The organism is Nocardia sp. CA-120079, assembly GCF_050955745.1.
GTDB lineage: Bacteria > Actinomycetota > Actinomycetes > Mycobacteriales > Mycobacteriaceae > Nocardia.
In genome coordinates this window covers 7,141,446-7,166,110 of the sequence record NZ_CP192088.1, presented here as the reverse complement: position 1 = coordinate 7,166,110, position 24,665 = coordinate 7,141,446, and the positions used below count along the sequence as shown (strand labels likewise).

Annotated in this window: 31 protein-coding genes and 1 tRNA gene; 21 read left to right on the top strand and 11 right to left on the bottom strand. The window is 64.2% G+C overall.

The window, feature by feature from the left end; genetic code table 11:
• Nucleotides 1–73: 73 nt before the first annotated feature.
• Both ACQPYR_RS33210 and ACQPYR_RS33205 read right to left on the bottom strand, forming a co-directional pair.
• Nucleotides 74–1,348, bottom strand: coding sequence for a serine/threonine-protein kinase (locus ACQPYR_RS33210; protein ID WP_433622795.1), 1,275 nt, complete (start codon nucleotides 1,346–1,348; stop codon nucleotides 74–76).
• A gap of 469 nt (nucleotides 1,349–1,817) precedes the next feature.
• Complete coding sequence (locus tag ACQPYR_RS33205; RefSeq protein WP_433622794.1) at nucleotides 1,818–1,991, bottom strand: DUF397 domain-containing protein; 174 nt, start codon at nucleotides 1,989–1,991, stop codon at nucleotides 1,818–1,820.
• Between ACQPYR_RS33205 and ACQPYR_RS33200 the strand changes: the two genes are divergently transcribed.
• The 3 genes from ACQPYR_RS33200 to ACQPYR_RS33190 all read left to right on the top strand — a co-directional run bounded on the left by ACQPYR_RS33200 (nucleotide 1,966) and on the right by ACQPYR_RS33190 (nucleotide 4,995).
• The gene (locus tag ACQPYR_RS33200; protein ID WP_433622793.1) at nucleotides 1,966–2,319 is read left to right on the top strand and encodes a transposase; all 354 of its coding nucleotides are present in this window, start codon (nucleotides 1,966–1,968) and stop codon (nucleotides 2,317–2,319) included. The genes ACQPYR_RS33205 and ACQPYR_RS33200 overlap by 26 nt on opposite strands.
• Nucleotides 2,316–3,206, top strand: a complete 891-nt coding sequence (locus ACQPYR_RS33195; RefSeq protein ID WP_433622792.1) for an IS3 family transposase — start codon at nucleotides 2,316–2,318, stop codon at nucleotides 3,204–3,206. The genes ACQPYR_RS33200 and ACQPYR_RS33195 overlap by 4 nt, the downstream gene beginning before the upstream one ends.
• Nucleotides 3,207–3,354: 148 nt before the next feature.
• A complete protein-coding gene (locus ACQPYR_RS33190; protein WP_433622791.1) occupies nucleotides 3,355–4,995 on the top strand; it encodes an IS4 family transposase in 1,641 nt (546 codons plus the stop codon).
• A gap of 16 nt (nucleotides 4,996–5,011) precedes the next feature.
• On the opposite strand, the gene ACQPYR_RS33185 is transcribed toward ACQPYR_RS33190, so the two are convergent.
• From ACQPYR_RS33185 to ACQPYR_RS33175, 3 genes are all read right to left on the bottom strand, one after another.
• Nucleotides 5,012–5,122: a DUF397 domain-containing protein gene (locus ACQPYR_RS33185; protein ID WP_433622790.1), complete on the bottom strand. Its 111-nt coding sequence runs from the start codon at nucleotides 5,120–5,122 to the stop codon at nucleotides 5,012–5,014.
• A 98-nt stretch (nucleotides 5,123–5,220) separates the two neighbouring features.
• The gene (locus ACQPYR_RS33180; protein WP_433622789.1) at nucleotides 5,221–5,430 is read right to left on the bottom strand and encodes a DUF397 domain-containing protein; all 210 of its coding nucleotides are present in this window, start codon (nucleotides 5,428–5,430) and stop codon (nucleotides 5,221–5,223) included.
• On the bottom strand, nucleotides 5,427–6,317 hold the full coding sequence (locus tag ACQPYR_RS33175) for a helix-turn-helix domain-containing protein (protein WP_433622788.1): 891 nt from the start codon (nucleotides 6,315–6,317) through the stop codon (nucleotides 5,427–5,429). The genes ACQPYR_RS33180 and ACQPYR_RS33175 overlap by 4 nt, the downstream gene beginning before the upstream one ends.
• A 325-nt stretch (nucleotides 6,318–6,642) precedes the next feature.
• Here ACQPYR_RS33175 and ACQPYR_RS33170 point away from each other — a divergent pair, with 325 nt between their 5' ends.
• From ACQPYR_RS33170 to ACQPYR_RS33155, 4 genes are read left to right on the top strand one after another with little or no spacing between them, the layout of a single operon-like run.
• Nucleotides 6,643–6,993: a hypothetical protein gene (locus ACQPYR_RS33170; protein WP_433622787.1), complete on the top strand. Its 351-nt coding sequence runs from the start codon at nucleotides 6,643–6,645 to the stop codon at nucleotides 6,991–6,993.
• Nucleotides 6,993–7,328: a hypothetical protein gene (locus ACQPYR_RS33165; RefSeq protein WP_433622786.1), complete on the top strand. Its 336-nt coding sequence runs from the start codon at nucleotides 6,993–6,995 to the stop codon at nucleotides 7,326–7,328. Before ACQPYR_RS33170 ends, ACQPYR_RS33165 begins: the two co-directional genes overlap by 1 nt.
• 6 nt (nucleotides 7,329–7,334) lie before the next feature.
• Nucleotides 7,335–7,670, top strand: a complete 336-nt coding sequence (locus tag ACQPYR_RS33160) for a hypothetical protein (RefSeq protein ID WP_433622785.1) — start codon at nucleotides 7,335–7,337, stop codon at nucleotides 7,668–7,670.
• Complete coding sequence (locus ACQPYR_RS33155) at nucleotides 7,667–7,855, top strand: hypothetical protein (RefSeq protein WP_327096556.1); 189 nt, start codon at nucleotides 7,667–7,669, stop codon at nucleotides 7,853–7,855. Before ACQPYR_RS33160 ends, ACQPYR_RS33155 begins: the two co-directional genes overlap by 4 nt.
• Before the next feature lie 218 nt (nucleotides 7,856–8,073).
• Here ACQPYR_RS33155 and ACQPYR_RS33150 read toward each other — a convergent pair whose 3' ends face one another.
• Nucleotides 8,074–8,817: a glucose 1-dehydrogenase gene (locus ACQPYR_RS33150; protein WP_433622784.1), complete on the bottom strand. Its 744-nt coding sequence runs from the start codon at nucleotides 8,815–8,817 to the stop codon at nucleotides 8,074–8,076.
• A 172-nt stretch (nucleotides 8,818–8,989) separates the two neighbouring features.
• Here ACQPYR_RS33150 and ACQPYR_RS33145 point away from each other — a divergent pair, with 172 nt between their 5' ends.
• Together ACQPYR_RS33145 and ACQPYR_RS33140 are read left to right on the top strand one after the other, a co-directional pair.
• Nucleotides 8,990–9,385 (top strand): MaoC family dehydratase, encoded by a 396-nt coding sequence (locus tag ACQPYR_RS33145; protein ID WP_433622783.1) that lies wholly within the window; start codon nucleotides 8,990–8,992, stop codon nucleotides 9,383–9,385.
• 64 nt (nucleotides 9,386–9,449) lie between these two features.
• The gene (locus ACQPYR_RS33140; RefSeq protein ID WP_433622782.1) at nucleotides 9,450–10,358 is read left to right on the top strand and encodes an alpha/beta fold hydrolase; all 909 of its coding nucleotides are present in this window, start codon (nucleotides 9,450–9,452) and stop codon (nucleotides 10,356–10,358) included.
• Nucleotides 10,359–10,411: 53 nt separating this feature from the next.
• On the opposite strand, the gene ACQPYR_RS33135 is transcribed toward ACQPYR_RS33140, so the two are convergent.
• Nucleotides 10,412–11,809, bottom strand: a complete 1,398-nt coding sequence (locus ACQPYR_RS33135; protein WP_433622781.1) for a WS/DGAT/MGAT family O-acyltransferase — start codon at nucleotides 11,807–11,809, stop codon at nucleotides 10,412–10,414.
• 240 nt (nucleotides 11,810–12,049) lie between these two features.
• Between ACQPYR_RS33135 and ACQPYR_RS33130 the strand changes: the two genes are divergently transcribed.
• From ACQPYR_RS33130 to ACQPYR_RS33120, 3 genes are read left to right on the top strand one after another with little or no spacing between them, the layout of a single operon-like run.
• On the top strand, nucleotides 12,050–12,946 hold the full coding sequence (locus ACQPYR_RS33130; protein ID WP_433622780.1) for a metal-dependent hydrolase: 897 nt from the start codon (nucleotides 12,050–12,052) through the stop codon (nucleotides 12,944–12,946).
• Nucleotides 12,943–14,049 carry a PDR/VanB family oxidoreductase gene (locus ACQPYR_RS33125; RefSeq protein WP_433622779.1) on the top strand — a complete coding sequence of 369 codons (1,107 nt, stop codon included), beginning with the start codon at nucleotides 12,943–12,945 and terminating at the stop codon, nucleotides 14,047–14,049. Before ACQPYR_RS33130 ends, ACQPYR_RS33125 begins: the two co-directional genes overlap by 4 nt.
• A gap of 25 nt (nucleotides 14,050–14,074) precedes the next feature.
• Entirely contained in the window at nucleotides 14,075–15,847 is a 1,773-nt protein-coding gene (locus ACQPYR_RS33120; RefSeq protein WP_433622778.1) for an SDR family oxidoreductase, read from the top strand.
• Here the strand turns inward: ACQPYR_RS33120 and ACQPYR_RS33115 are convergent.
• Both ACQPYR_RS33115 and ACQPYR_RS33110 read right to left on the bottom strand, forming a co-directional pair.
• Complete coding sequence (locus ACQPYR_RS33115) at nucleotides 15,840–16,355, bottom strand: hypothetical protein (RefSeq protein ID WP_433622777.1); 516 nt, start codon at nucleotides 16,353–16,355, stop codon at nucleotides 15,840–15,842. The two genes, ACQPYR_RS33120 and ACQPYR_RS33115, sit on opposite strands and share 8 nt — an antisense overlap.
• A 188-nt stretch (nucleotides 16,356–16,543) precedes the next feature.
• Nucleotides 16,544–16,699 (bottom strand): hypothetical protein, encoded by a 156-nt coding sequence (locus ACQPYR_RS33110; RefSeq protein WP_433622776.1) that lies wholly within the window; start codon nucleotides 16,697–16,699, stop codon nucleotides 16,544–16,546.
• Between the two features lie 654 nt (nucleotides 16,700–17,353).
• On the opposite strand from ACQPYR_RS33110, the gene ACQPYR_RS33105 reads away from it, so the two are divergent.
• Together ACQPYR_RS33105 and ACQPYR_RS33100 are read left to right on the top strand one after the other, a co-directional pair.
• Nucleotides 17,354–18,352 (top strand): zinc-binding dehydrogenase, encoded by a 999-nt coding sequence (locus ACQPYR_RS33105; protein ID WP_433622775.1) that lies wholly within the window; start codon nucleotides 17,354–17,356, stop codon nucleotides 18,350–18,352.
• Nucleotides 18,353–18,418: 66 nt separating this feature from the next.
• Complete coding sequence (locus ACQPYR_RS33100) at nucleotides 18,419–18,568, top strand: hypothetical protein (protein ID WP_433622774.1); 150 nt, start codon at nucleotides 18,419–18,421, stop codon at nucleotides 18,566–18,568.
• A gap of 2 nt (nucleotides 18,569–18,570) precedes the next feature.
• On the opposite strand, the gene ACQPYR_RS33095 is transcribed toward ACQPYR_RS33100, so the two are convergent.
• Nucleotides 18,571–19,002, bottom strand: coding sequence for a nitroreductase family deazaflavin-dependent oxidoreductase (locus ACQPYR_RS33095; RefSeq protein ID WP_433622773.1), 432 nt, complete (start codon nucleotides 19,000–19,002; stop codon nucleotides 18,571–18,573).
• Nucleotides 19,003–19,151: 149 nt separating this feature from the next.
• Between ACQPYR_RS33095 and ACQPYR_RS33090 the strand changes: the two genes are divergently transcribed.
• From ACQPYR_RS33090 to ACQPYR_RS33070, 5 genes are all read left to right on the top strand, one after another.
• A tRNA-Ile gene (locus ACQPYR_RS33090) sits at nucleotides 19,152–19,225 on the top strand.
• A 97-nt stretch (nucleotides 19,226–19,322) separates the two neighbouring features.
• Entirely contained in the window at nucleotides 19,323–20,255 is a 933-nt protein-coding gene (locus ACQPYR_RS33085; protein ID WP_433622772.1) for a tyrosine-type recombinase/integrase, read from the top strand.
• A 74-nt stretch (nucleotides 20,256–20,329) separates the two neighbouring features.
• Nucleotides 20,330–20,920, top strand: coding sequence for an HD domain-containing protein (locus ACQPYR_RS33080; RefSeq protein WP_433622771.1), 591 nt, complete (start codon nucleotides 20,330–20,332; stop codon nucleotides 20,918–20,920).
• A gap of 45 nt (nucleotides 20,921–20,965) precedes the next feature.
• A complete protein-coding gene (locus tag ACQPYR_RS33075) occupies nucleotides 20,966–21,622 on the top strand; it encodes an HAD family hydrolase (protein WP_433622770.1) in 657 nt (218 codons plus the stop codon).
• A 301-nt stretch (nucleotides 21,623–21,923) separates the two neighbouring features.
• Nucleotides 21,924–22,616, top strand: a complete 693-nt coding sequence (locus ACQPYR_RS33070) for a hypothetical protein (protein WP_433622769.1) — start codon at nucleotides 21,924–21,926, stop codon at nucleotides 22,614–22,616.
• 94 nt (nucleotides 22,617–22,710) lie between these two features.
• On the opposite strand, the gene ACQPYR_RS33065 is transcribed toward ACQPYR_RS33070, so the two are convergent.
• Nucleotides 22,711–23,979, bottom strand: coding sequence for a helix-turn-helix transcriptional regulator (locus ACQPYR_RS33065; protein ID WP_433622768.1), 1,269 nt, complete (start codon nucleotides 23,977–23,979; stop codon nucleotides 22,711–22,713).
• A 149-nt stretch (nucleotides 23,980–24,128) separates the two neighbouring features.
• Here ACQPYR_RS33065 and ACQPYR_RS33060 point away from each other — a divergent pair, with 149 nt between their 5' ends.
• Together ACQPYR_RS33060 and ACQPYR_RS33055 are read left to right on the top strand one after the other, a co-directional pair.
• Nucleotides 24,129–24,356: a helix-turn-helix domain-containing protein gene (locus tag ACQPYR_RS33060; RefSeq protein WP_433193827.1), complete on the top strand. Its 228-nt coding sequence runs from the start codon at nucleotides 24,129–24,131 to the stop codon at nucleotides 24,354–24,356.
• On the top strand, nucleotides 24,353–24,631 hold the full coding sequence (locus tag ACQPYR_RS33055) for a hypothetical protein (protein WP_433622767.1): 279 nt from the start codon (nucleotides 24,353–24,355) through the stop codon (nucleotides 24,629–24,631). Before ACQPYR_RS33060 ends, ACQPYR_RS33055 begins: the two co-directional genes overlap by 4 nt.
• The last annotated feature ends 34 nt before the right edge of the window (nucleotides 24,632–24,665 follow it).

Here is a 24,665-nt window from a genome sequence, read left to right as displayed (position 1 = left end):
AGCAGCGCAAAGCGAGGCACTCCCGCAGCGCCTCCGCGTGGACCGCATCGAGATCGGGCCAGGGGATGTTGACTCAACGATTGCTGTTCGGCTTGCGGACGAGCCGCACTCGTAGCCAGGACAGCATGCCTGTCGTCGGCAGCAACAAGAGCCAGGGCAGCCACCACGCCACCGTCAGATAGGTGAAATAGAACTTGAAATAGCCGACACTCATGGCCCAGTCGGCGGCTATTACCGTGATCAGAACACCGACCACGCTGGCCGGAACGATCGCGTAGGTCCTGGGCCGAGCGAGGAACAAAATACTGCCGAATGCGGCGCCCTCCAGGATGGTCGTGGCCACCATCCAGCGCAACCACACGCCGAGTTGCAGGGTCGTCACAGCCCCGGTTGCCAGCTCAATCATGAACGTTGTCACGACGGCGATCAGATACGCGAGCCAAACAGGAAGACGTGACCAGGATGTCCGGCTTGTCGCTTTTCCCACCGCGCTCGGTGGCGGCGAACTCGGGTTCATCGCGCTTTGGTGTGGATTTGATTCGATGTTGTGAACGGCGTTTACCTCGGTTGGCCGCCAGGCTTCGGTGAGGACCTGGTTGGCGGCAGCGGCAAAGGTTCCGCAGTCGGGGTACCGATCCTCGGGGTGTTTGGCCATGGCTGTAGCGATCACCTCGTCGACGCCCGGAGGCACCCCGGGTACGAGATCGGTGGGACGCGGCGGCGGTTCGTGGAGGTGCGCGGCAATAACCGCAGCCTGATCCGAGCGTGGAAACGGTGTTTGGCCGGTGAGCAGTTCATACAGCGTGCAGGCCAGGGAGTACAGATCGGCACGTCGGTCGACCGGCTCGGTACCGAAACGTTCCGGCGCGGCGTAGGCGAAAGTCGCGGTGATCGCGGAGAGCGTCTGTGTATCGCTGAACGCCCGTGCGATGCCGAAATCGGTCAGCACTGCTCGTTCGAGCCCGTTTTCGGACCTGTCGACCAAGATGTTCGCCGGTTTGACATCGCGGTGGACTATCCCGTGTGCGTGGGCATGGTCCAGGGCGCGGGCAATATCGCCGATCAGCCTCACCGCATGGTCCACACGCAGGCGGCCACCGCTACGCGCAAGAAGGTCGACGGTATCCCCGCCGGCGATGTATTTCATTGAGATCCAGAGGGTTTCGGCATCTTTGTCACTGCGGTCGTAGACGTGCACGATGTTGGGGTGATCGAGGCTCGCGGCCAGAGCGCTCTCCCGCTCGAACCGGGTACGCACACGAGGGTCGTCCGCAAGCGCGCCGCCGATCACCTTCAACGCCACGGACCGGTCCAGGCGAGGATGGCGTGCAAGGTACACCACACCCATACCGCCCACCCCGAGCCCACGTTCGATCGTGTACCCAGCGAAAACAGATCCCGGATCCAACCGCACACCCGCCCCGTTCAACCAATACCTCAGCGCAGCAACGATACACCGATGTCCAACCACATTAGCCGAAATCCGGTTGTGCCCAATGCAAGTCTGCCGGGCGGCATGCCCTCGGTGGCCGACCGATACCCGCCCCAAACTGTGCTTCTAGCCGTGACAGCAAGGGGGTCTCCGACACGATGCCCCATCCCTCAGCGACTCAGCGCTCACCGATGGAAAGGGGGCAGACCTCATCGACATCATCGTCGGCTCAGCGGAACGTCACCGGATCAGAATCGACAACCAAAGATCGCACAGACCTTGTAGGAAACAGAATCTCAAATTGTGGCCGACTAAGCCGAGCTGTGGCCACACATTCTGAGATCCGGCCACGACTTCCGAGACCGTACAGGAATGAGGCGATAGTTCAGGCGGGGCGGTTGAACTCTCCATCGGTGACACCGGCTGTGAAGGCATCCCATTCGCCGGGCGCGAAGGTCAGCGCGGGGCCGGTCGGGTTCTTGGAGTCCTGTGGGGTTCCCCTGAAGTAGTGGACATCTGAGATAGCGGGACCGATGGTCCCTGGAAGGATGTTCGCCATGCCTCGTCCGCGTCGATCGTATTCGCCTGAGTATCGGGTGGAAGCGGCGCATCGAGTGATCGATTCCGGCCGGCCGGTGCGGGAGATCGCCCGTGAGCTGGACGTGCACGAGAACCTGCTGCACAAGTGGGTGCGAGAAGAACGCCGCCGTATGGCCGCGGCAGGCCAGAGCGGTGGCCGGGCTCGCGATGACGGTGGTGGCCAGCCACTTTCAGCCGATGAGCGCGCGGAATTGGTGCGGTTACGGGCGAAGGTCGCCGAGCAGGCCAAGGACATCGTGTTCCTGGAAAAAGCCTCGGCGTACTTTGCGGCACGGCATCCAAAGTGAGCAGGTTCGAGCTCATGGCGGCAGAGTGCGCCGGTCTCGACGTGACCCGGATGGCCGAACTGCTCGGCGTCTCGACCTCCGGCTACTACCGGTTCCTGCAGGTCCGTGCCAGCGTGGAGCCGTCGGCGCGGTTGCAGCGGCGCCGGGATCTGGAGGTGAAAATCCTTGCCCACCACCGTGCATCCGACGGCACCTACGGATCGCCCCGGATCACCACCGACCTGCTCGCCGAAGGCGAACGGGTATCGAAGAACACCGTGGCCGCGATCATGGCCGATCTCGGGATCGAGGGCATCAGCCCACGCTCGTTCAAGACCACCACCATCGCCGATCCAGCAGCATCGTTCCCGCCGGATCTGGTCGGACGTCGCTTCGACCGTGGCCGGCCCGACCTGGTCTGGTCCTCGGATATCACCTACCTGAGCTGTGGTGAGGGCGAGATGTTCCTATGCGCGATCCGCGACGAACATTCCCGGCGCGTACTGGGTTGGGCAGTCGCTGACCATATGCGCGCCGAGTTGGTCGTGCACGCCGTGGACCGCGCCGTGTTCGTCCGTGGTGGCCGCTGCCGGGGCACGATTCTGCACTCGGACAGGGGCAGCCAATACACCGCTGCCGTGACCGCCCAAGCCTGCGCCTGCCACGGCTTGCTCCGGTCGGCAGGAGCCACCGGGATCTGCTGGGACAACGCCGGCGCGGAATCGCTGTGGTCGAGTTTCAAGCACGAGTGCTACTACCGGCACACCTACGCCACCAAGGCGGAATTGGTTGCCGCAGTTGACAATTGGATGCACTTCTACAATCATCGGCGGCGACACTCGGCGATCGGGATGCGCTCACCGATCGACTACGAGCAGTCCCTCAAAGCCGCCCCCGAAGCAAGCTAACGCTGTCCACTTTTTCGGGGGAACCCCCAAGGCCGGGTAGTTAGTGTTTTCGCTGGTGGCGCAAGCGGTTTGAGGATTTCGGGCATAGGGCAACGGAGCTCGTTGGTTCAGGAAGTCGACCAAGACAGCCTGTTGCCGAGGAGCTCCGTTGCCGTTTCATTCTCCCCTGCCTCCCGCGTTGGCGGCGATCACCCGGTCGGTGACCGTGGCCGCGGGCCGATTCGCTGCCGGTCATCTGGGCGAGTTGACCGTGGTGGTGCCCTTCGAGCTTGTCGACGCGGTCCTCGAGGAAACCCGGTCGGTGCAGCGCCGGTTGCGTGATCTCCCGTCTCGGGTCGGGGTCTATTTCCTCCTGGCGATGTGCTTGTTCCCCGAGGTGGGTTATCGGGCGGTCTGGGACAAACTCACAGCCTCGCTGACCGGGATACCCTTGCCCGCCCCGACCGCGAAAGCGTTGCGGGACTTGCGCCGTCGGGTGGGGGTCGCGCCGATGCGGATGTTGTTCGATGTGCTGGCCGGGCCGTTGGCGCAGCCGTCGACTCCGGGGGTTCGGTTCGGGCCGTATCGGATGGTGTCCTTCGATGGCTGCACCTCCCAGAAAGTGCCCGCCACCGCCCGGAACCGGGCCTGGCTGCGTGCCACCGCCCATTACGCCTACCCGATGCTGGAATTGATGACGCTGGTGGAGACCGGAACCCGCGCGGTGATCGGGGCAGTGTTCGGACCCACCGAGCTGGGCGAGACCGGCTACGCCTGCAAGCTGCTGCATCTACTGCGCCCGGACATGCTGGTGTTGTGGGACAGGGGCTTCGACAGCAACGACTTCCTCGTCAAAGTCTGCGCGACCGGTGCCCAAGTATTGGGTCGGTCGCGCAGCAACCGGCGCATCCCGGTCCTGACCCGCCTGGGCGATGGCTCATATCTGGCGGTCATCGCAGGGATCCCGGTGCGGATCATAGACGCCCAGATCACCGTGACCTGCATCGACGGCACCGTGTTCACCGCCAGCTACCGCCTCGTCACGACCCTGACCGACGCCCGCCGCTACCCGGCAGCGACGCTAGTGGCCCTCTACCACCAGCGGTGGGAACATGAATCCGCCTACTACGCGCTGCGCCACACGATCATGGCCGGACGAGTTCTACGCTCGGGCGACCCCGTCGGCGTCGAACAGGAAATGTGGGCCCTGCTGGGCCTGTACCAAGCGCTGCGCATCGTGATGGTCGACGCCGCCGAATCCCGTCCAGGTACCGACCCGGACCGCTGCAGCTTCACCATCGCTTTCCACACCGCCCGTAACCAGGTCCTCACCGCGGACGGGGTCGTCCCCACCGGGACCGGAAGCGGCCTTCTAGGGCGGATCGGCGTCCGGATCTTGGGGCACCTGCTACCACCACGCCGGCAACGGGTCAGCACCCGCAAGGTCAAATCACCGATGTCGCGCTACAACGAGCGCCTCGACGACGGACGCCCCGACACCAGCCGCACCGTCACCAATCTCGACCTCGCCATCGTAGTGCCCGACACCGAACAACTCCCGCTCCCAACCACTTCCCGCCACGACAGCCGCACCACTCCCGACCAGCGCCGACGCCACCGGATCCTGACCCTGCTCGACACCGACCCCACCCGCTTGTGGCGAGCCCGTGACATCGCCGCCCACTTCGGCGACATCACCCTCAACACCATGTACAGACAGTTGACCCGGTGGGCCGAGGACGGCCTCATCCACAAACTCGGCCCAGGCCTCTACAGCACCACCGCCTGGTCACCCGAAACCCTTGCATGACAAGCGAAAACACTAACTACCCGGCCTTGGGGGAACCCCACTGAACGCCGACGCTGCCGCCGTCGAGCCAACCTACCTCGACGCAGGAAGTCTGGCCGCTGCTGTGGCTGCTCTTGAACCAATTCACCCGGATAGGTCAGTATTCACCCGTTGTAACTCCTCGCTGCCCGCCGTAGCAGGTCTTGCGATCTCGTCTTCATCCGCATGGTATTCGGTTCACCGGGCTCAGGCCGGGCGGTCGAACTCTCCGTTGGCGACGCCAGCGGTGAAAGCATCCCATTCGCCGGGCGCGAAGGTCAGCGCCGGGCCGGTTGGGTTCTTCGAGTCACGAACGCCGACGCTGCCGCCGTCGAGCCATGCCACCTCGACACATGAAGTCTGGCCGCTGCTGTGGCTGCTCTTGAACCAGTTCACGCCGGATAGGTCAGTATTCACGCTCTATAACTCCTTGCTGCCCGCCTGAGCAGTTCTCGCGTTTGCGTCTCATCCAGTGCTGTACTCCGTACGGCCGAAGCAATGTCATGGTAGCGGCGCACGTCATCGGCATGTTCCAGGTACAAGTCCGGCTTCCCGGCCCCTTCGAGATAGACCAGCGGGGGTTCTACTTGGCGGCCTTTGGCGTCGGTGCCGAAGTCGAGGATCTCGAACGGGCCGTGCAACAGACCCGAAGCGCATCCACTTGCGAACGGATGTATGCGGAGCGAGACGCTCGGCAGCTTGCTGATCTCGGCCAGATGATTCAGCTGCGCAGCCATTACCTTCGGCCCGCCGACAACGCGGTGGAGCGCCGATTCATGAAGTAGCAGTTCGAGTTTCACTGGATCTGCTTTGCGGGTGACGATCGTTTGCCGCTTCAGGCGCAACTCGACGCGGCGTTCGATGTCTTCTGGGTCGCTGTCACGATAGAACGCGCTGATCAGTGCCCGCGCGTAGTCGGCGGTCTGTAATAGCCCGTGAACGATCTCGTGGTACGCGATCAGTTGGCGTGCAGCCGCCGCCAGTTCGACGTACATGTTGAACGTCGCATCGCTGTAAAGCCCGCCGAATGCGGTGTACCACGAGGTGACTCGCGCTTGCTTGGCGAGTTCGACCGCGCGGTCGATGTCGGCCGACTTGACTTCGTAGAGCTCGCACAGCGCTTGAATGTCGCGGATGCGGGACTTCTTTACACCACCGGTCTCGATGCGATGGAGGCCACTCTTGCTCAGTTCCACCAGGTGGGCGGCGCGCTCGATCGATAGCCCGGTGCCTTCACGGGCCTCGCGCAGGAAGCGCCCCAATTGTCGCCGGGGCAGGGTCGATGGTTCATCGTCGCTGGTCATATTGTCTGCATCCTCTGCAAGAGCGGAACGAAACGAAACCTGAACGCGGGACAGACTGTACGTGGGCGGTGGACCCTTTTCTGGTGATTCGGGTCAATTGGATTCGGGACTCCCAGATCCGCGCGTTTCGCTCGAAGTTCGTGGTGTGCTTGCCCCCGACGTTCGGATGACACCGCAGGTTGGAGCACCGAGAACGGCGCCAATCTGCCCCAACCACAACAACTTCAGCTGTTCGCCTCGCGGCTCGAAGTTCCCGCGAGCGGATACCGCGATCGTTGTCGCCGGACGCCGACATCCAGCACACCGACCAGGTTCCGGGGAAGCCATGACACATACGCAAACCACCAGTGCCAAGCCGAAAGCCATCGGGTTCGTCCGCGATGACGTGTCCGGTCCGGATGCGCCACGCCACGCCTCCGACGTGCAGCGGCACGCGAACATGCTTGGCTACCAATACATTTACACCGTTCGGCCACCGGGCGACATCGACGATCCGATCGGATATGTACTCGCGATGGCGGCCGGTCTCGAAATCGAGGTGATCGTTGTCTTCGACCTCGAGCACGTCGGCTGTCGGCCCGCATCGGTCTGCGACAACGGTTTCGATCTGGAAACCGTTTGCCCGCAAGGTATCTGGAAGCGCTCCAGGCCCGCCGTCGAACGGAGAGCAGCCTGATGGACGACACGATCCTCACCCCGCCCACCATCTGCGGCCGCGCCGAGGTGGAATTGGCGCACCAGCAGATGCGGCAACACCGCGCGTGCCGGATCGAACGGTGCGCGTGGAAGTGGGCGGCCTACTACACACTTGTGCGGCACGGCCGGATCGCGCCGCAGGCGTTGAGCCCGCGTGAGCGCGCCCACCGGCGCGGCATCGTTTTCCCGGCCGAGACCATCGAGCGCAGTCTGCCAATCGGTACGCCCGGACTCCAGACGTTCCAGCAGGTGCTCGACGGGCTCACGCAACTAGCGCTACCGCCGACCCATCCGTGCGAGGATCGCGGGCGGTGAACAAGCGTGGGCGCATGGCAGGTGGTGCATAGCGTGCTCGCGGTCATCGGGTGCGGCGCGTTCGCGATGGTCGGGGTGGCGTGTGTGTGGCCGGTCGATCGGCCGCGACGCCACCGGCCTGCCGCAGGTCGCTGCCGCCTACTTCCTATCGAATGGCCGAAGGTATGGACGTGCGGCCCGCCCGAGCACCCGTTCACCCTGGCCGACGCCCATCTCGCCATGCAACTGCACCGCGACCACGACTGCGCCCGCAAGCACGCCGCGTTCGACGCGCTGGTGGCGGCCGGACGCATCCATCCCGACTCGGCACGCCGCCATCGACTGTGGGGGAGGCCGTGGTGAACACACCGCATCCGGATTCGATTGCAACGCGAGTGCGTTTCCTCGAGGCGCGGGCCGCCCGTGCCGGATATCGACTGGTCCGTGACGAGCGGCCGCCGTACGGATGGCAACTATTGGCCATCGAGAACGGCGAACGCATTTACAGCGGCAGCCTCGATCGGATCGACGCGTGGTTGACGTCGTAGCGGTGCCGAAATGCCAAGAAAGGCCAGTGCATTCACGCTGCCTGATTTGTCGATCCGAAGGAGCCGGGGCCGGAGGCTATCCAAGCGAGGTCAGCAGGCACTGGTCGAACGCGGAGTTCCGCCGAGCGTAGTCAAATGGTGGTCAGCCGAGCCACATTCGACCGCCATATCACTACGCTCGGCGACTAGCTATCTGGACGCGGCACTGGCGATAGCGATCAGGAGAACGTCTTGTGTGGCACTCCCACGGTCAGACCGCCATCGATGACGAATTCCGCCCCCGTCGAATAGGACGACTCATCGCTGGCCAGATAGGTCACCAGGGCCGACACCTCGGACGGATCAGCGGCGCGCCCCAGCGGGATCTGCAGGAAATCCTCTGGAATACCGTCGGTCATGGGGGTGCGGATCAGCCCTGGATGGATCGAATTCACCCGAATTCCGTACTGCGCCAACTCGAGTGCGGTCGATTTGGTGAGTCCGCGCACCGCGAATTTTGTGGCGGTGTACCCGTGCAGGCCGGGGCTGCCGCGCATACCCTCGACCGAGGAAATATTGACGACCGAACCGCCGCCCGCCTCGATCATCGCCGGTGTGGCGGCCTGCATGCCGAGGAAGGTGCCGGTCAGATTGATATCGATGATCTTCTGCCACTCGGACAATTCGAAGTCGACGAGCAGGTTGCCATTGACGATCCCGGCATTGTTCACCAGGACATTCAGCGCGCCGAAGCGCTGCACGGCCTCGGCGACCGCATCCTGCCACTGCTGCTTTTCGCGCACGTCGAGGTGGACGTAGGCGGCATTGTCGCCGATTTCCTTGGCCAGGGCCGCGCCCTCCTCGTCGAGGATGTCGCCGAGCACCACCCGCGCGTCCTCGGCCACCAGTGCCCGCGCGTGCGCGGCGCCCATGCCCCGCGCCCCGCCGCTGATCAGTGCCACCTTGCCGGTCAACCGCCCCATCGCGGCCTCCTCTCGATCCCGTCGCCTTGTGGAAACACGTTACAGATAATTGCCGGTCGAATCTCGCATCGGTATCGACCAGTGGGACTCGGCGCTACTGTGCGATCTATGAGTGAACCGACCGTCTTCAGCATGGAATCACTGCGCACCTGCAGCGGGTGCCGATCTCGGCGTGAGTCGCTGGATCGAGGTCCCCCAGGACCGCATCGACGCCTTCGCCGAGGCGACCGAGGACCGTCAGTGGATCCACATCGATACCGAGCGTGCCGCCACCGGCCCGTACGGCACCACCATCGCACACGGCTACCTCACTCTCTCCCTGCTCCCGCCGCTGATGGCCGACCTGATCGCCATCAAGGACGCCTCGGCGCGCCTCAACTACGGCCTGAACAAGGTCCGCTTCCCCTCGCCCGTGCCCGCCGGTTCCCGCATTCGCGGCCGCGCCCGGATCGTCAGCGTCGACGAGGTTGCCGGCGGCCTGCAGATCGTCATCCAGGCGACCATCGAACGCGAAGGCGGCGATAAGCCCGCCTGCATCGCCGAATACATCGTCCGCGCCCTCGCCTGAACCGAGTCCTGTGGCATCATCGATGTAGAACGCGTTCTAATAATGCCGCGCGAGGAGGCCGACGATGACGAATCCGAATCCCGCGGTGGTGGCCATGCGGCGGTTCTCCCGGCGTTCGGGGGTACCCGATATCGCGCAGGTGCCCGGCGGACGGCTCGTCGAGCTGCCGGGGCGCGGGCGCACCTACGTCGTCGATATTCCGGGCCCCGAAGGCGCACCGACCCTGATCCTGCTGCACGCCACTGCCTGCACGGGCTACCTGACCTGGTTTCCGGCGCTCGACGCACTCGCCGAGCGATACCGGGTCATCGTCTTCGATCAGCGCTGGCACGGCCGCGGTATCCGCTCGCAGCGGTTCTCGGTACAGGACTGTGCCGACGACGTAATCGCGGTGGCGGACGCGCTCAGTATCGAGCAAGCGATCCTGGCCGGATACTCCCTCGGCGGTGTCGTGGCATTGCTTGCCGCGCACCGGCATTCGGATCGGGTGAGTGGTCTGGTGCTGTGCGCGACGCCGTATCGGTTCCAGGAGAAGTGGCGCGAGCGCGCATTTCATCTGACCTTCGGCGCATTGGCCGGAGCCATCGGTCCCTATTCGTACCGCCGTGCCGCGGAGTACGTGGGCCGGTTACCCGAATTGCCGGAGCACACCTGGGCCCCGGGAAAGCTGAATCGCTGGGCGCTCACCGAATTTCGCAGCAGCAGTGGCTGGGCAATGGCGCAGGTCATCGCCGAGGTCGGCCGATTCGATGCGACCGCTTGGCTTTCCGAACTGAAGATGCCGACCGCCGTCGTGATCACGACACGGGACCGTGCGATTCCGGTCTATCGGCAATTGGAGATGGCGACCATGATTCCCGGTGCGAGCATTCATCTGGTCAAGGCCGGTCACGCATCCTGCGTGCTCGAGGCCGACCGCTTCGTGCCGGTACTGCTGGAGGCTTGCGCCGCCGTTGCCGCAAGGCGGAAATAGACTTCGAATGCGGCCCTGTCCGGCGGCGATGGCGAACAGGGCAGCGGTGGGCATCAGCCCAGATCGCGTGCCGCGGTGAGCAATTCATCGACGACGCCGGGGACCGCATCGGCGATCGCCTGCAGGTCGGGCACCAGTTCTCGGCAGGCGATGAATCCGAAGTCCAGATCACCGTTATTGGACAGCACGGTCACGGTCAGTCCCGCGCCGTGGAAAACCGGCCCGAACGGATACATCCCCTCGACCTGAAGGCCGAGGAAATACAACGGCATCGGCGGGCCCGGCACATTCGACACCACCAGGTTGTGCACCACCGGATGCAGCTCGGCCAGCTTCAGCGACGAGTAGACGCGCGCGGCCAACTGAAAGGTGTTCGGCGGAGCGTACTTCGACCAGTCCATCAGGAAATCCGCGCCGACGAACTCGTGTTCCTGTTTGGCGTCGCGGTTGGCCTCGGCCACCTGCCGCAGTCGCTCCACCGGATCGGCGATATCGGTGCCGAGCTGGGTGAACAGCGAGGAGACCTTGTTGATGCCCGCGGTGTGCCGGGAAGCGTCGTGCACCGACACCGGCACCGAGGCGATCAGCGATTTATCGGGCAGCTCGTCGTGCTTCTCCAGATAGGTGCGCAGCACACCCGCCACGATGGTCAGGACGACATCGTTGATCTTCACATCGAAGGCGGTCTTGATTTCCTTGATCGCGGCGAGTTCGGCCTCGGCGCAGGCCACCACGCGATCCGGGCTGATCGCCCCGTTGAACGGGGTACGTGGTGCGGTCAACGGTAAGGCCATGCCCGCCTGGCTGTTTCGGCGTCGCTGCGCGAAACCGGCAACCATGCCAAGGGTTTTCGGCACCATGCTGACCAGACCGAGCTTGTTGGGCAGGTTCAGCACCGCCTCGGCTGCCAGCTTCAAGTCACTGGGCTGCGGCTCGGCATGCCACTCCTCGGCCGGTTCGGGCTCGCTGAGACCTGGCTCCAGATCGCACAGATGCATCATCATGTCGGCGCCGGTAATGCCGTCCACGGCAGCGTGGTGGTATTTGCAGATCACCGCCAGTTTGCCGTCCGTCAGGTGCTCCACCACGGTCATCTCCCACAGCGGGCGGCTGCGATCCATCGGCACGCTGGCGATCTCACCGACCAGGTCGGTGACTTCCCTGCGTTCCAATGGGCGCGGCGTTTCGATGCGTCGGATGTGGTGGTCCAGGTCGAAATCCGGGTCTTCCACCCAGACCGGATGATCGAGATTGAACGGCACCTCGTGGATACGCCGCCGCATCTGCGGGATCAGTGGCAGCCTGCGGCCCAGTTCTGCTTTGAATTTTTCGAAGGTGTAGTGCGCGCCCCCTGCGGCGGGATCCAGGATCAGCAGTGCACAGACGTGCAGGTGCTGGGTCCCGGTCTCGAGGTACAGGAAGCTGGCATCCAATCCGGTGAGTCGCTCCATAGCCAAAGACTACTAGAACGTGTTCTAGTTTACTGCCGGATCGCGGGGATCTCGGTCACAGTGCAGCTTTCTGTCGTCAAGCGGGCTTTTCGGCGCCATACCCGCTGGCCACACATGTATGTTACCGAGGGTTTCATATATGTGTATGATCATTGCTACGGCCATGAAGGAAGGTACGCAACGTCGCGGGTCGTGGCTCTTTTCGAGCTGTGGCGCGGCGGGTGAGATCGAGGAGTATCGATGAAGCTACTTCGTAGGATGCGGCAAGACATCGATCCCGGTGCGGTCGCCCTCAACGCGCGCAATGTGCGGTTCGACTGGGCGGATACCCCATTGCACTGGATGCCCGCGGAACCCATCGCCTCGCATCTGATCAATGCCTTGAACCTGTTGCTGCCCGAGGGTGAGCGGATGTTCTGCGCCGCGTACTCCGAAGCGCTGCCCTACGTCAAAGACGAGAAACTGCGCGAGGCCATGCTCGGCTTCATCGGCCAGGAATCCATGCACGCGGAGACCCATGACAAGGTGCTGCACGAGGTGCTCGCCGCGAACGGCATCGATCCGGAACCGTATGTGCGGCAGGCGGAATACCTGTTCCGCAAGTCGCTCGGGCCCAAGAACGTCGATGGTATCGCCCAGCGGCAGGTCATGGTGGAACGCCTGGCATTCATCGCCTGCCTGGAGCATTTCTTCGCCTACCTCGGCGATTGGGTGCTCAATGCCGATCTGGAGAAGTTCGGCGCCGACCCGCGAGTGGCCGACCTGTTCCGCTGGCACGGAGCCGAGGAGGTCGAACACCGGCACGTCGCCCACGATGTGGCCGTCTACTTCGGCGCAGGCTACGTGCGGCGGGCGGCGATCATGATGATCGTCTTCCCGATCTTCATCACGCTGGTGGTTCGCGGCACCAAGTTCATGGTGCACCAGGATTCAGCGCTGCCGGACCTCGGTTATCCGCGCCTGATCACGCGCGTCTTCGGTTCGATGTGGCGCGGCGCGCTGCCCGGTGTGCCCTCGCTGCTGTGGAGTGCTCTGACGACATTCAAGCCCGGCTACAACCCGGAATCCGTCGGTTCGACCGCGCAGGCGGTGGCATATCTGGCCAAATCGCCTGCGGCCCAGGCGGTTGCGTCTTGAACTGGCGACCGACGCCGGAGCAGCGGCCGGCCGATCTGTTCGGAAAGCGCGACCAGGATCGGGCGGTGCGGGTGCTCGACGCGGTCGCCTCGGCGCGGCTGCGGTGGACCACGATCATCAACCGCCGAGATCTGTCACCGCGCGCCGATGATCACCGGCTGTCGCTGGTGGTGACCGGTCGACGCATCGAGGCGCACGACCAGGATGTGGTGAGCCTGCGGCTGGAATCGCCGGACGCGCACGAACTTCCGCCGTGGCGACCGGGCGCGCACCTCGATCTGGAGTTGCCTTCGGGTCGGTTGCGGCAGTACTCGCTGTGCGGTGATCCGGCCGATACCCGGGCATATCGGATTGCGGTGCGCCGCATTCCCGATGGCGGCGGCGGTTCGGTGGAGGTGCACGACGAACTGCCGGTCGGATCGCGGGTTGTCGTGCGTGGTCCGCGCAATGCCTTCCCGTTCGCGGTCCCCGGTCACGGATCACCCGCCGCTCGTTTGCATTTCATCGCGGGCGGGATCGGGATCACCCCGATTCTGCCAATGGCGCGGCTGGCGATGCAGCTCGGGATCGACTGGTCGATGGTGTACACCGGGCGCAATCGCGACACGATTCCGTTTCTCGACGAGATCGCCGGATTCGGGCATCGGGTCACTGTGCGCACCGATGACGAACACGGATTGCCCGACGCCGCAACGCTACTCGCTGGGGTCACCTCCGATACCGCGGTGTACTGCTGCGGCCCGGTTCCGATGACGACCGCCGTCGCGGACACGGTGCGCGAAATACCCGGCGTCGAATTGCATTCCGAGCGATTCTCGCCGCCGCCGATCGTCGACGGTATCGCATTCGAGATCGAATTCGCCTCCACCGGTGAAGTTGTCGAGGTGCCTGCGGACGAGTCGGCGCTGGCGACGATTCTGCGGAGCCGCCCGGATCGGCCGTATTCGTGTCGCCAGGGCTTCTGCCGAACCTGCAAGGTGCGGGTGCTCTCCGGTGAACCGGAGCATCGCGAGAGCGTGCTCACCGCCGCCGATCACGAGGCGGGGGAGATGCTCGTCTGCGTCTCGCGTTCGCGGGGTGGGCGATTGGTTTTGGACCTGTGAGTAGGAACCTCGAGGAGATACGTCAATGACGACGACCGACCTGGACTCGGCCGCGACGCGGCGGACCGTGCGCAGCGGCGCATTCGATATCGCCGTCTTCGAATACGGCGATCCGAGTGCGGAAACCATTGTGCTGGTGCATGGTTGGCCGGACACCCACCATCTCTGGCATGCGGTGGTGCCACTGCTGACCGACCGCTTCCACGTCGTCACCTACGACACCCGCGGCCACGGGGAGTCCACCCGCACCCGGCGCGCCCGAGACTTCCGCCTGGATGCGCTGGCCGGTGATTTCTTCGCCGTCGCCGATGCGGTCAGCCTGGATCGGCCGGTGCACGTCCTCGCGCACGACTGGGGTTCGGTACAGGTGTGGGAGGCGGTGTGCGAACCGCGGGCCGCGGCCCGGGTCGCCTCGTTCACCTCGGTCTCCGGGCCGAACCTGGACCACCTCGCGAAGTGGGTGCGCGCCAGGCTGTCCCGGCCGACGCCACGCAATCTGTGGCAGCCACTCACCCAAGCGCTGTCGTCCGGATACACGATCTTCTCCATGACACCCGGTCTCAATCAGGTGTTCCGGGTCCTAGCGCACGAAAAGCGCTGGCAGCGCATCGTTTCGATCATGAACGACACCGCGCCGTCGAATATCGTGCTCGGCCCGACGTTCCGTCGTGACGCCGTAGCAGGTCTGCTCATCTACCGTGCCAATATCCTGCCGCGAATGCTCGCGCCGCGAGAGCGCCGCACCGAGGTGCCGGTGCAGCTGATCGTCGCCGGTCGCGATGTCGCGGTGCGGCCGGCGGGCTATGACGACGGGCACAAATGGGTTTCGCGGCTGTGGCGCCGTGATGTGCCCGCCGGACATTGGATGCCGTTCTCCCATCCCGAATTGCTCGCCACCGCGACCACCGAGCTCATCGACGCGGTCAATAGTGGTGTGGCGCCGCGTAGCCTTCGTCGCGCCGAAATCGGGCGCAGTCGAAGGCCATTCGAGGATCAGCTCGTGGTGATCACCGGCGGCGGCAGCGGTATCGGTCGCGAGACCGGCCTGGCATTCGCGCGCCTGGGTGCGGAAGTCGTGCTGTCGGACATCAATCTGGATGCGGCAAAGGAGACGCGAGAGCTGATTGCCGCCGAAGGCGGTGTGGCGCATGCCTACCAGCTCGACGTCTCCGATGAGGAGGCGGTGCACCTGCACGCGGTCGGGGTGCTCGCCGCGCACGGCGTGCCCGACATTCTGATCAACAATGCCGGAATCGGGCAGGCCGGTGGGTTCTTCGATACGCCATCGGCGGAGTTCGATCGGGTCATGCGGATCAATCTCGGCGGGGTGGTCAACGGCTGCCGCGCTTTCGGTTCGGCGATGGCCGAGCGCGGACTCGGCGGACACATCGTGAACCTGTCCAGCATGGCGGCCTACAGTCCGCAGCAAGGGTTCAGCGCATACTCCACCAGTAAGTCGGCGGTATTCATGTTCTCCGACTGCCTGCGCGCGGAACTGGCCGGGCGCGGCATCTCCGTGCACACCATCTGCCCTGGCATCGTGCACACCAATATCGTTGCCACCACCAGATTTTCGGGTGTCAGTGCGGAGGAAGAGCAGCGCAAGCAGGAGCGGTACGACAAGCTGTACCAGGCACGGCGCTACGGTCCGGAGAAAGTGGCGGCACAGATCGTGCGGGCGGTCGAACGGGATCGCAGCATCGTGCCGGTCACCCCGGAGGCGCGGCTGCAGTACCAGTTCAACAAGTTCGCCCCGGCGGTGGTGCGGTTCTTCGCCGCACGGGTGAAACTCACCTGAGCGTCTGAGGTGTGCCTGCGAGTTCGGCCTCGATGGCCGCAACTCGCTCGGCACCGATACCCCACGGGTGCTCGACGCCCACCTTGCTGTCGAGATCCCAGAGCACGCACGTCTCGCCCGGCTTTGCGACCATCGACCACGCGACGACCGTGCGGCCGAGTTGCTCGCCCATGGACCCGTGCGAAATACCCTTCGTCGCAACGCCTTCCGGGAAGTGGTGGAGGAAACGGCCGTATGCCGCGGTGCAGAATGCGGCATACATCTCAGTGCACAAAATGAAACCGTGCCAGGCCTCGTCGACCGCATGGGACGGCATACCGATGACCTGACCGTCGCGCATGGCCGCACCACAGCAGCGCAGCCACTGGCGCAGCCCGGTTTCCACCAGTTCCCGCGGCTGCCACGGGCTGGTTTTGTAAACCGCGTCGGGAAATTCGAGTGCGGCCACCACCCGGCCGACATCGCTCAGGTCGATTCGGCGCTGGGTACGGTTCCGTAAGAAGGCCACGATTCACTCTACGGCGAATGGATGATAGTCCGGCGAGCCGTTGCTTTTCGTGGGTTCAGTGTGGGGGAGTGGGCCTATACCATTTCGGAATGGCGGTTTTCTTCGTTGTACTGCTGCTGATCATCCTCTTGGTCGGTGGTGGCATCACGGCACTGGTCGTATTTCTGATCACGCGGGCGACCAACAGGTCAGTCCAGCACGGGCAGCGGGGGTATGGGGGCTCCGACGACTCGCCGTGGGCTTACGGGGCCGCCGGGTTCGATTCGGGGATGGGTTTCGATCCGGGCAGTGGTGGAGGTTATGGGCACGGCCACGGTCATGATCACGGGCACGGGCACGGTCATGGTCACGATGGTGGCAGCGGCAGCAGCTGTGGTGGGGGTAGCAGCTGCGGTGGCGGGAGTAGTAGCTGCGGCGGTGGCGGGAGCAGTTGTGGTGGCGGCGGGAGCAGCTGCGGCGGTGGCGGGTCCTGAATGCTGGCTCTGCTGCTGGTCTTCCTGATTACGCTCCTCATCATGGGCGGGCTCGCCGGGTTCGTGCTGCTGGTGACCAACTTGCCGAGTCGGACGCCGCGGCGCGGGATCGGGTGGATCGGGGGGCCCAGTTCTTCGTCCTGGGATGCCGGTGATGCGGGCGGCAATGACTCGGGGAGTGGGGGTAGCTGTGGCGGGGGCAGCAGTAGCGGCGGCTGCGGTGGTGGTGGCAGTAGCTGCGGCGGGGGAGGTTCCTGACCGCGCGCTGCGGTCGGTCGGAGATGCGAGTGGCTATCGGTCATTTGCGCGACGGCGGCGGTAGGGGAGTGCCGTAATAGGCGAGGCCCTGGCCTGGCGCCGCCGTCGGCTGGTCTGCGGACGTGTTGGCGCCGTGAGTGAGTTCGATTCCCGGTCGGCCGCAATTCCGCGCTCAGCGTAATTTGGTGCGCTCGACTTGACCTCAACTCTGCTCGAGGTTCCAGGCTGGTCCATGTCGGATCGAGTCAGGAATTGATGGAGGTTGTCATGCGCGCTGTACACGCTGCGGAATTCGGTGGGCCCGAGGTTCTTTCGGTGCGTGAGGTGCCGGAGCCGATTGCCGGACCGGGACAGGTGGTCGTCGATGTAGCGGCCGCCGATGTCATGTTCCTCGATGTTCAGCTCCGAAGTGGTTGGGGCACCGAGTTCTTCCAGCTCGAACCGCCGTATGTGCCGGGTGGCGCGGTCGCCGGGGTGGTTACCTCGGTCGGTCCGGAGGTCGACCCGAGCTGGGTCGGCAAGCGCGTCGTCACCGATACCGCCGCGAGCGGCATCGGAGGCGGTCAGCCGGTAGGTGGCTATGCCGAGCGGGCACTTGCCAAGGCGGAAACCCTGGTCGCCGTGCCCGAGGAACTCAGCCTGTCGGCGGCGGTGGCGCTCGCCCATGACGGAAAGACCGCGCTCGCCATCTTCGACCGAGCTGCGATCCAACCCGGTGAGTGGGTGCTCATCACCGCGGCAGGTGGGGGATTGGGCACCCTGCTGATCCAGCTCGCCCGCGCGGCCGGAGCAAATGTCGTTGCCGCGGCGCGTGGTAGCGCCAAACTGGAGCTCGCGGCACGACTCGGCGCGAATGCGGTCGTCGACTACTCCGAGTCCGACTGGCCTGCGCAGGCCCGCGCGGCCACCGGTGGAGCCGGTGCGAACGTTGTATTGGACGGTGCGGGAGGCGAATTGGGTGCGGGCGCGATCGAAGCCGCGGCCGACGGCGGGCGCTTCATCGGATATGGCGCTGCCGCAGGACAATTCGCCGACTTCGATCGAGAAGCCGTGGCGGCGCGTGGAATCGACGTGCTCGGGCTGTTCGATCTGACCGGAAACGACGATATCGATTGGCTCGCCTTGACCGGACGTTCGCTCGCCGAGGCGGCGGCCGGACGCCTGGAAGTCGTTATCGGCCAGTCCTTTCCGCTCGAACAAGCCGATCGAGCACATGTGGCAATAGAATCGCGAATCGCCGTCGGACGCACACTTCTTACGGTCTGAACGGCCTTCCGGGACAACTTGTCTCGGTACCTGCGAGTACCTTTTTTGAGCACTAAGGTGCCCCGGGTGGAAACGCTGATTATCGTTGTCGTCGTCCTCATTGTGCTCGGTCTGGTCGCTCTCATCGTGCAGTGGGCCAGCCGCCCGCCGCAGAGCGAGTCCGCTTGGGACCGTGGCGATGTCGACGACGACTACGAGGCTTGGGAAGCCGACTGAACTCAGCCGACCGGAGTCAGCACCACCACCGCGATCGGCCGCTTGGTCATCTTCTGGTACTCGCTGTAGCGCCCCTGGTTGACCTTGTCGACAATCGCCCAGCGCCGCGCATAATTCGGATCGTCGGGCAGCGTCGCCCGCGCGATCACCGCTACCCTGCGCCGCCCGACCTGAATCTCGCACTCCGGCTTCGCCTTCACATTCGCCAACCACCCCGGTGGCCGCGGCGACCCACCATTCGACGCGGTCACCAAATAATCCGCCCCATCCCGCCCATAAGTCAGCGCCGACGTCCGCGCCTGCCCCGTCTTGCGCCCCACCGTCCGCAACAACAACGTCGGATTCCCGAACAACACCCGATGCCCCACCACCCCGCCACTCTTCTCATAAACCCACTGATGCACCTTCAGCACATTCGCAAACAAACTCGCCACAGCCCACCCTCCAGCCACTTCCCGGGTTACACCCCCACCCTATCCACCCCGCATCCCCACCGTCCGCCACCACGCCGCCCCCCATCCGAGTGGTGCCCACCCCACCCCACCCGGTACCATCCCCAACGCTGTCGATATCCACCACACACGGGGCGGTAGCTCAGTCGGTTAGAGCCGTGGACTCATAATCCATTGGTCGCGGGTTCGAGCCCCGCCCGCCCCACAAACCCCCTTCTATCAGCGACAACGCTGACATCGACAGCCGAGTTGATCCAGAACAACGCTCCGACAGCAATGTATTTCGCCGGTAGAATCCAGACATGGGGATGGATCTGGATGACATCAGAGAGCTTGCGGAGGACTTCGCGACGGAGCTGCGTCGCAAGAACCGGAGCAAGCAGACCATCGACGGCTACCTCACGCGGATCAGGTACTTCGCCAACTTCCTCCAGCAGCGTGAGCTGCCGACCACTGCGCCGGAGATCACCCGCGCCCACATCGGCGGCTACATCGAGGACCTGCTCACGCGGCCCAATCAGCGCACCGGCGAGCCACTGTCGCCCGAGTACGCACGCGGCCAGTACCGATCGCTGCAACAGTTCTTCAAGTACCTCGCAGCGGAAGAGATCATCGATGCGAATCCCTTCGACAAGATGAGCCCGCCAGCGGTCCCCGATCAGCAGGTGCCTGTCCCGAGCATGGACGCGGTGAAAGCTCTCCTCGCAGAGTGCGACGGTGCCGACTTCGCCGACCGACGCGACACCGCCATCATCAGGCTGTTCGCCGACACCGGGATGCGGTGCGGCGAACTCGCACCGCTCGAGGTGGACGCGCTGGACTTCAACGAGAACACCGTGCTTGTGATCGGCAAGGGCAACCGGCCGCGGACATGCCCGTTCGGAGACAAGACCCGGACGGCGCTCCGGAGATACCTACGAGTCCGGGCGAAGCATTCCGGTGCGAAGAACGACAACCCCGCGCTGTGGCTCGGATACAAGGGCCAAATGACGGATTCCGGAATCCGGCAGATGCTCGAACGTCGTTGCGACGCCGCTGGAATCGAGCGTCTGCATCCGCACCAGCTCCGCCACTTCTTCGCGCACACATGGCTCGACAGCGGGGGCCAGGAACAAGACCTGATGATGCTCGCCGGGTGGCGGTCGCGGCAGATGCTCGCACGATACGGAGCCGCCGTCGCGGACAGCCGGGCGAAGTCTGCGCACCGACGGGCACGGCTCGGAGACAAGCTGTGAGATTCCCGTATAGCGGAGGGTGCGAGTTGGGTTTGACGCGTGGCCGTCGCCCTCGGAGCGGCTACGGTGGCGACATGGCTGCAGAGCTTCTGGAATGGGCCGAACGGACCGCGCAAGAACTGCTGAGCGACCTCCCCACCCGGCTCGCGCATGTTGCGGGCGTCGCGCGTCACGCTGAGCTTGTTGCCGACTTGGTCGATGATGGCGACCTGCTTATCGCCGCCGCTTGGCTACACGATGTCGGCTATTCGGCGCAGTTGGCGCGCACAGGGTTTCATCCTGTTGATGGTGCGGAGTTTCTTCGGGACCAGGGGGCGCCGCCCCGGCTGTGCGCGCTCGTCGCAAATCACTCATGTGCACGAGTCGAGGCGCGTAACCGCGAGGTTCCCTTGCCGTGGCCGGACGAGCGCAGTCCGCTTCGCGATGCCCTTTGGTGGGCTGACATGACCACCACGCCGACTGGCGATACCACCGATATTTCAAGCCGCCTCGCCGAAGTGTGCGAGCGCTATGGACCAGACCACGTCGTCTCGCGTTCCGTAACCGAGGCTGCGCCGGAACTGTTGGCCGCAGGCGCGCGGACCATGGAGGCCGCCCATCGCTCCGGTAAATGGTCACCCGGCCGCTCGAGGACGGGGGCGGGCAGGACCATACGTCGTGATTGATGAGATCCTGGGAGTTCGAACTCGATGGAAGGAACGGGTAGGAACGTGATCCGTGCTGTGGTCTTCGATGTGGGCGAAACGCTGGTCGACGAGACCCGAGAATATGGAACTTGGGCTGACTGGTTGGGGGTGCCGCGGCACACGTTCGCTGCAGTTTTCGGTGCCGTCATTGCGTCCGGCCTCGACTACCGCGAGACCTTCCAGGTGTTTCGGCCTGGGTTCGATCTCGACCTCGAGCGGCAGGCTCGGGCTGATGCTGGCCAGCCGGAGTGGTTCGGAGAGGACGACCTGTACCCCGACGTGAGGCCTGCATTGTCGAAGCTCCGCGAGATGGGCGTGTGGGTTGGAGTCGTCGGTAATCAGACAGTCCGCGCCGGAGGTCTGCTGCGCGGGCTGGATCTGCCCACCGATTTCATTGCCACGTCAGATGATTGGGGAATCCAGAAGCCGGACCCTGAGTTCTTCCACAAGGTAATCGAGGCGGCGGGCTGCCCTGCGGCTGAAATTGTCTATGTGGGGGATCGGATCGACAACGACGTAGCACCAGCAAAGCGGGTCGGGATGCGGACTGCGTATCTACAGCGCGGTCCGTGGGGCTGGATCCATCGCGAAAAGGAAGAGGTCACGGAACTCTCCGACTGGAGAATCCGTGACCTCAACGAGCTGCCGGGGATCGTCGGCGTTGAGAACGTGGCGACCTAGCTGTGATGTCTCGTGAGGTTGTTACCGCGGCCGACGGGTCCGAGCTGACCGACCTCGGACCCGGTTTTCTCGATGTGGTCCGACATGCTTAAAGCGTTACGAAATCCGTTAGGGAAGAGGATTCGATGTAGCGATGTGGGGTGTGCGGGAGTGGTGTCGAGTCGTCGGCGCAGGATAGAACCAGTCTCTGTTAGCCCTGATTCGGCGCGGCGGCGCCAGCGGCCGTACCGCAGACATCGAAAGTTGTTGCCTACAACAGATTCGGACTGTGCTCCTTGCGTTGAGCATCTATCGTGCCTGCATGTCCGCGGCTCAGTTGCTCACAATTGGTGTGGCGCTGCCGGCTGCCATCGGCGCGCTACAGTCGTTGCACCTCGGGCGACTGTTCGGTAGTCGCCGAAGGGCGCACCTCGACCTGCAAGAACTTGAGCACCTGTCGAATGTCATCGACAAACTCGGAGATGCTCGTTGCCCTGAAGCACTTCGAAAGAAGCGCGACAGCGTCGCCCGCAGCCTCGCCTCGTTCTACGCTGTGGATTACGAACCCGCAGACAGGGTGATGCATCGGCAGTTCAAGGTGCTCTATGTCGTCGGCATAGGCGCGTTGACCGTCGCAATCAATCTCGGATTTCCGATCATGGCTGGCTACCCGCTAGTGATTGCCTACGTTGGCGTGATCTCTATTCCGAGCTTCCGAACGCAAACCAGGCGCAGAGGTCGCCGGTTGCTCTACGCCCGACTGGGCGATCGCGATGACTTGCCCAGCATTCCGGCCGCGTCGTGGGCACTTCGTTCTCCAGTCCCGAGTGTGAACTTGTTTCGTTTGTGGGTCGACAAAGCTGTCCCCAACGTTGACGAGGACCCATCCGATGTCACGGATCGCCAGGTCGCCCAGATAAACCATTCGTTCAGTCGCTGGCTCCGTACCCCTTGGTGGAAGCATCTGCGGATGTGGCGATTGCGTCGATCACGAAGGCGCCCGGCACCCAACTGAGTCGGCGCGACTTCGTTGACGTATCGCCCTATCGGGCTAGCAAACGCCGCCGGGAGGCCATGACACAAATCTCCCGCAACACCTAGCGCTACAACTAGCTGATCAGTGAGTTCACCGTCGTGTGCCAGTCGTATAGGCGTTCGTCCAGCGCGCGGACTGCGGGCAACGAGTCCCACTGACGAAGTGACTGACGCACAGCTTTGATTCGATCAAGCGCGGTGGCGTACCAATTCCGGGCGAGGAGGTCGAGCGCTTCCTCGAGAAGACCGCACGCGGCCTCTGGGTTCTTCTCCAGAACACATGCAGCTGCCGCATCGGCGAGGTAGATCGGTTTCTGTTTGACCTCTTCTGGAGGCAGGTCGCCGATCACGCTTGTGAGCGTCTCGCGCGCTTCACGGCCTCTCCCCGCAGTGAGGAGCGTGTTGCCCTTGAAGCCAGCCAGGCGGGTCGGCGAAAACCAGTCCATCCACGACGGAGACGGATCAGTGTCGGGGCTGTAGCTCTTGTATGCATCTTCGGCGTGATGGATCAGTGTTAGCGCGCGTCGCGTATCTCCGAACCGGGTTTCAACCTCGGCCTCGACAGCGTCAAGCCATGCCGTGAATTCGGCGTTCGCACCGCCGCGCCGCGCGAAGGCTCGGGCAGCGCGGAGTCGTTCGCGCGCTTCCTCCGCGCGTGCCGGTTCGCCGGAGAAGGCGGGAGCGAATGCCATGTGTGCGAGCGCTGCCGCGCCGAGAAGTGAGTCGGACGCCTCGTGCGCGGCCTGGAGAGCAAGAACGAGGCTTGTGTGCGCTGACTCTGGCTGCTGAAGGTCAAAGAACTCCAACCTGCCAGCGAGCAAGTTTGATTCTGAAACTGCGCGGGCGAGGACTTCTTTCGCAGCGCCAGGCACCTGTGGCAGGAGGTCGATTCCTAGCTGCGCGTGCTCGGCAACAAGCCGATGAAGTCGCGCTGCGGGGATGGACCAATACATGTGGCGATGCGAGACAGTCACGGTTGCGAAATCCGTTGCAACAGAAGGCGGAAGCTGATGCGAGGCCGCATTGTGTAACCGTTGACTGGCTGAGACTCGCGGCTCAGGCAGCCCACTGCGATCGGTTGTTTGGCGTTCATCTGCCCATGGAGGGGTGAATCCAAGCTCGGTGATCGGGCGTCGAAACAGTGCCTCAAGCGCCGACACGTGATCGTGGTGCGGCCATGGCGGTTCTGCCGATTCCCATCTACGCACGGTCCGGGGAGCGACCTCGGCCCGCAGTCCGATCTCGCGGGCCGTATCGGTCAGCGCCTTCGCCAGATCGGCTTGAGACCTGATGCCGAGGGCCTGCCTGGCGGCACGAAGTGCTGCGTTACCTGCGGTTGACATGAGGACAGTCTAGTGCCTTAGAGCGGCCGTTGCAGCAAAAGCGTCCGTGATTTGTCCCATCAATGGCCCATATTTTGGCCTTTAATAGGACTTTGTATCGAGAGAGCCTGTCTTGGAAGAACTTTCCGGATTTCCCAGGAGGACTCTCGATGACGATCAATCTCCCTTCTATCCAGGTCCCCGAGGACCTCATCACTGTCAGGACCGCGGCGTCCCTTGTCGACGTCGACGCCAAGACCATCAAGAACTGGATCAAGGCCGGTGACCTCCAGGGATGGCTGGTCAACGGCCGTCGGTGGCGCGTTCGTCGCGCGGCGGTGCTTGCTCTCGTTCAACCGGTTGATGCGCCTACTTCTGTTGCCGGCGGTGCGGCATGAGCACCCCGGTCGAGAGGACATTGCAGGCGCGGATTGCCGCGCACGAGTCCTGGGCAAAGACACCGGATCGAGCCGCCCGGACGGCGAAGGCCCGCGATGCGCTGCTGACCAAATTCGATCGCCTCGTTGATCCCGATGGGCTGCTCAGCCCGGAAGAGCGGGCATTCCGAGCGGCGCAGGCGCGGAAAGCCCATTACACCCGGCTGGCGTTGAAGTCGGCTCAAGCTCGTCGGCGCCGTGGTGGCAGGAACCACCGCGAAGGCGGTGATTCGTGATGCGCGCCAGAACATTTGGTCTCGTGGTCGCCGC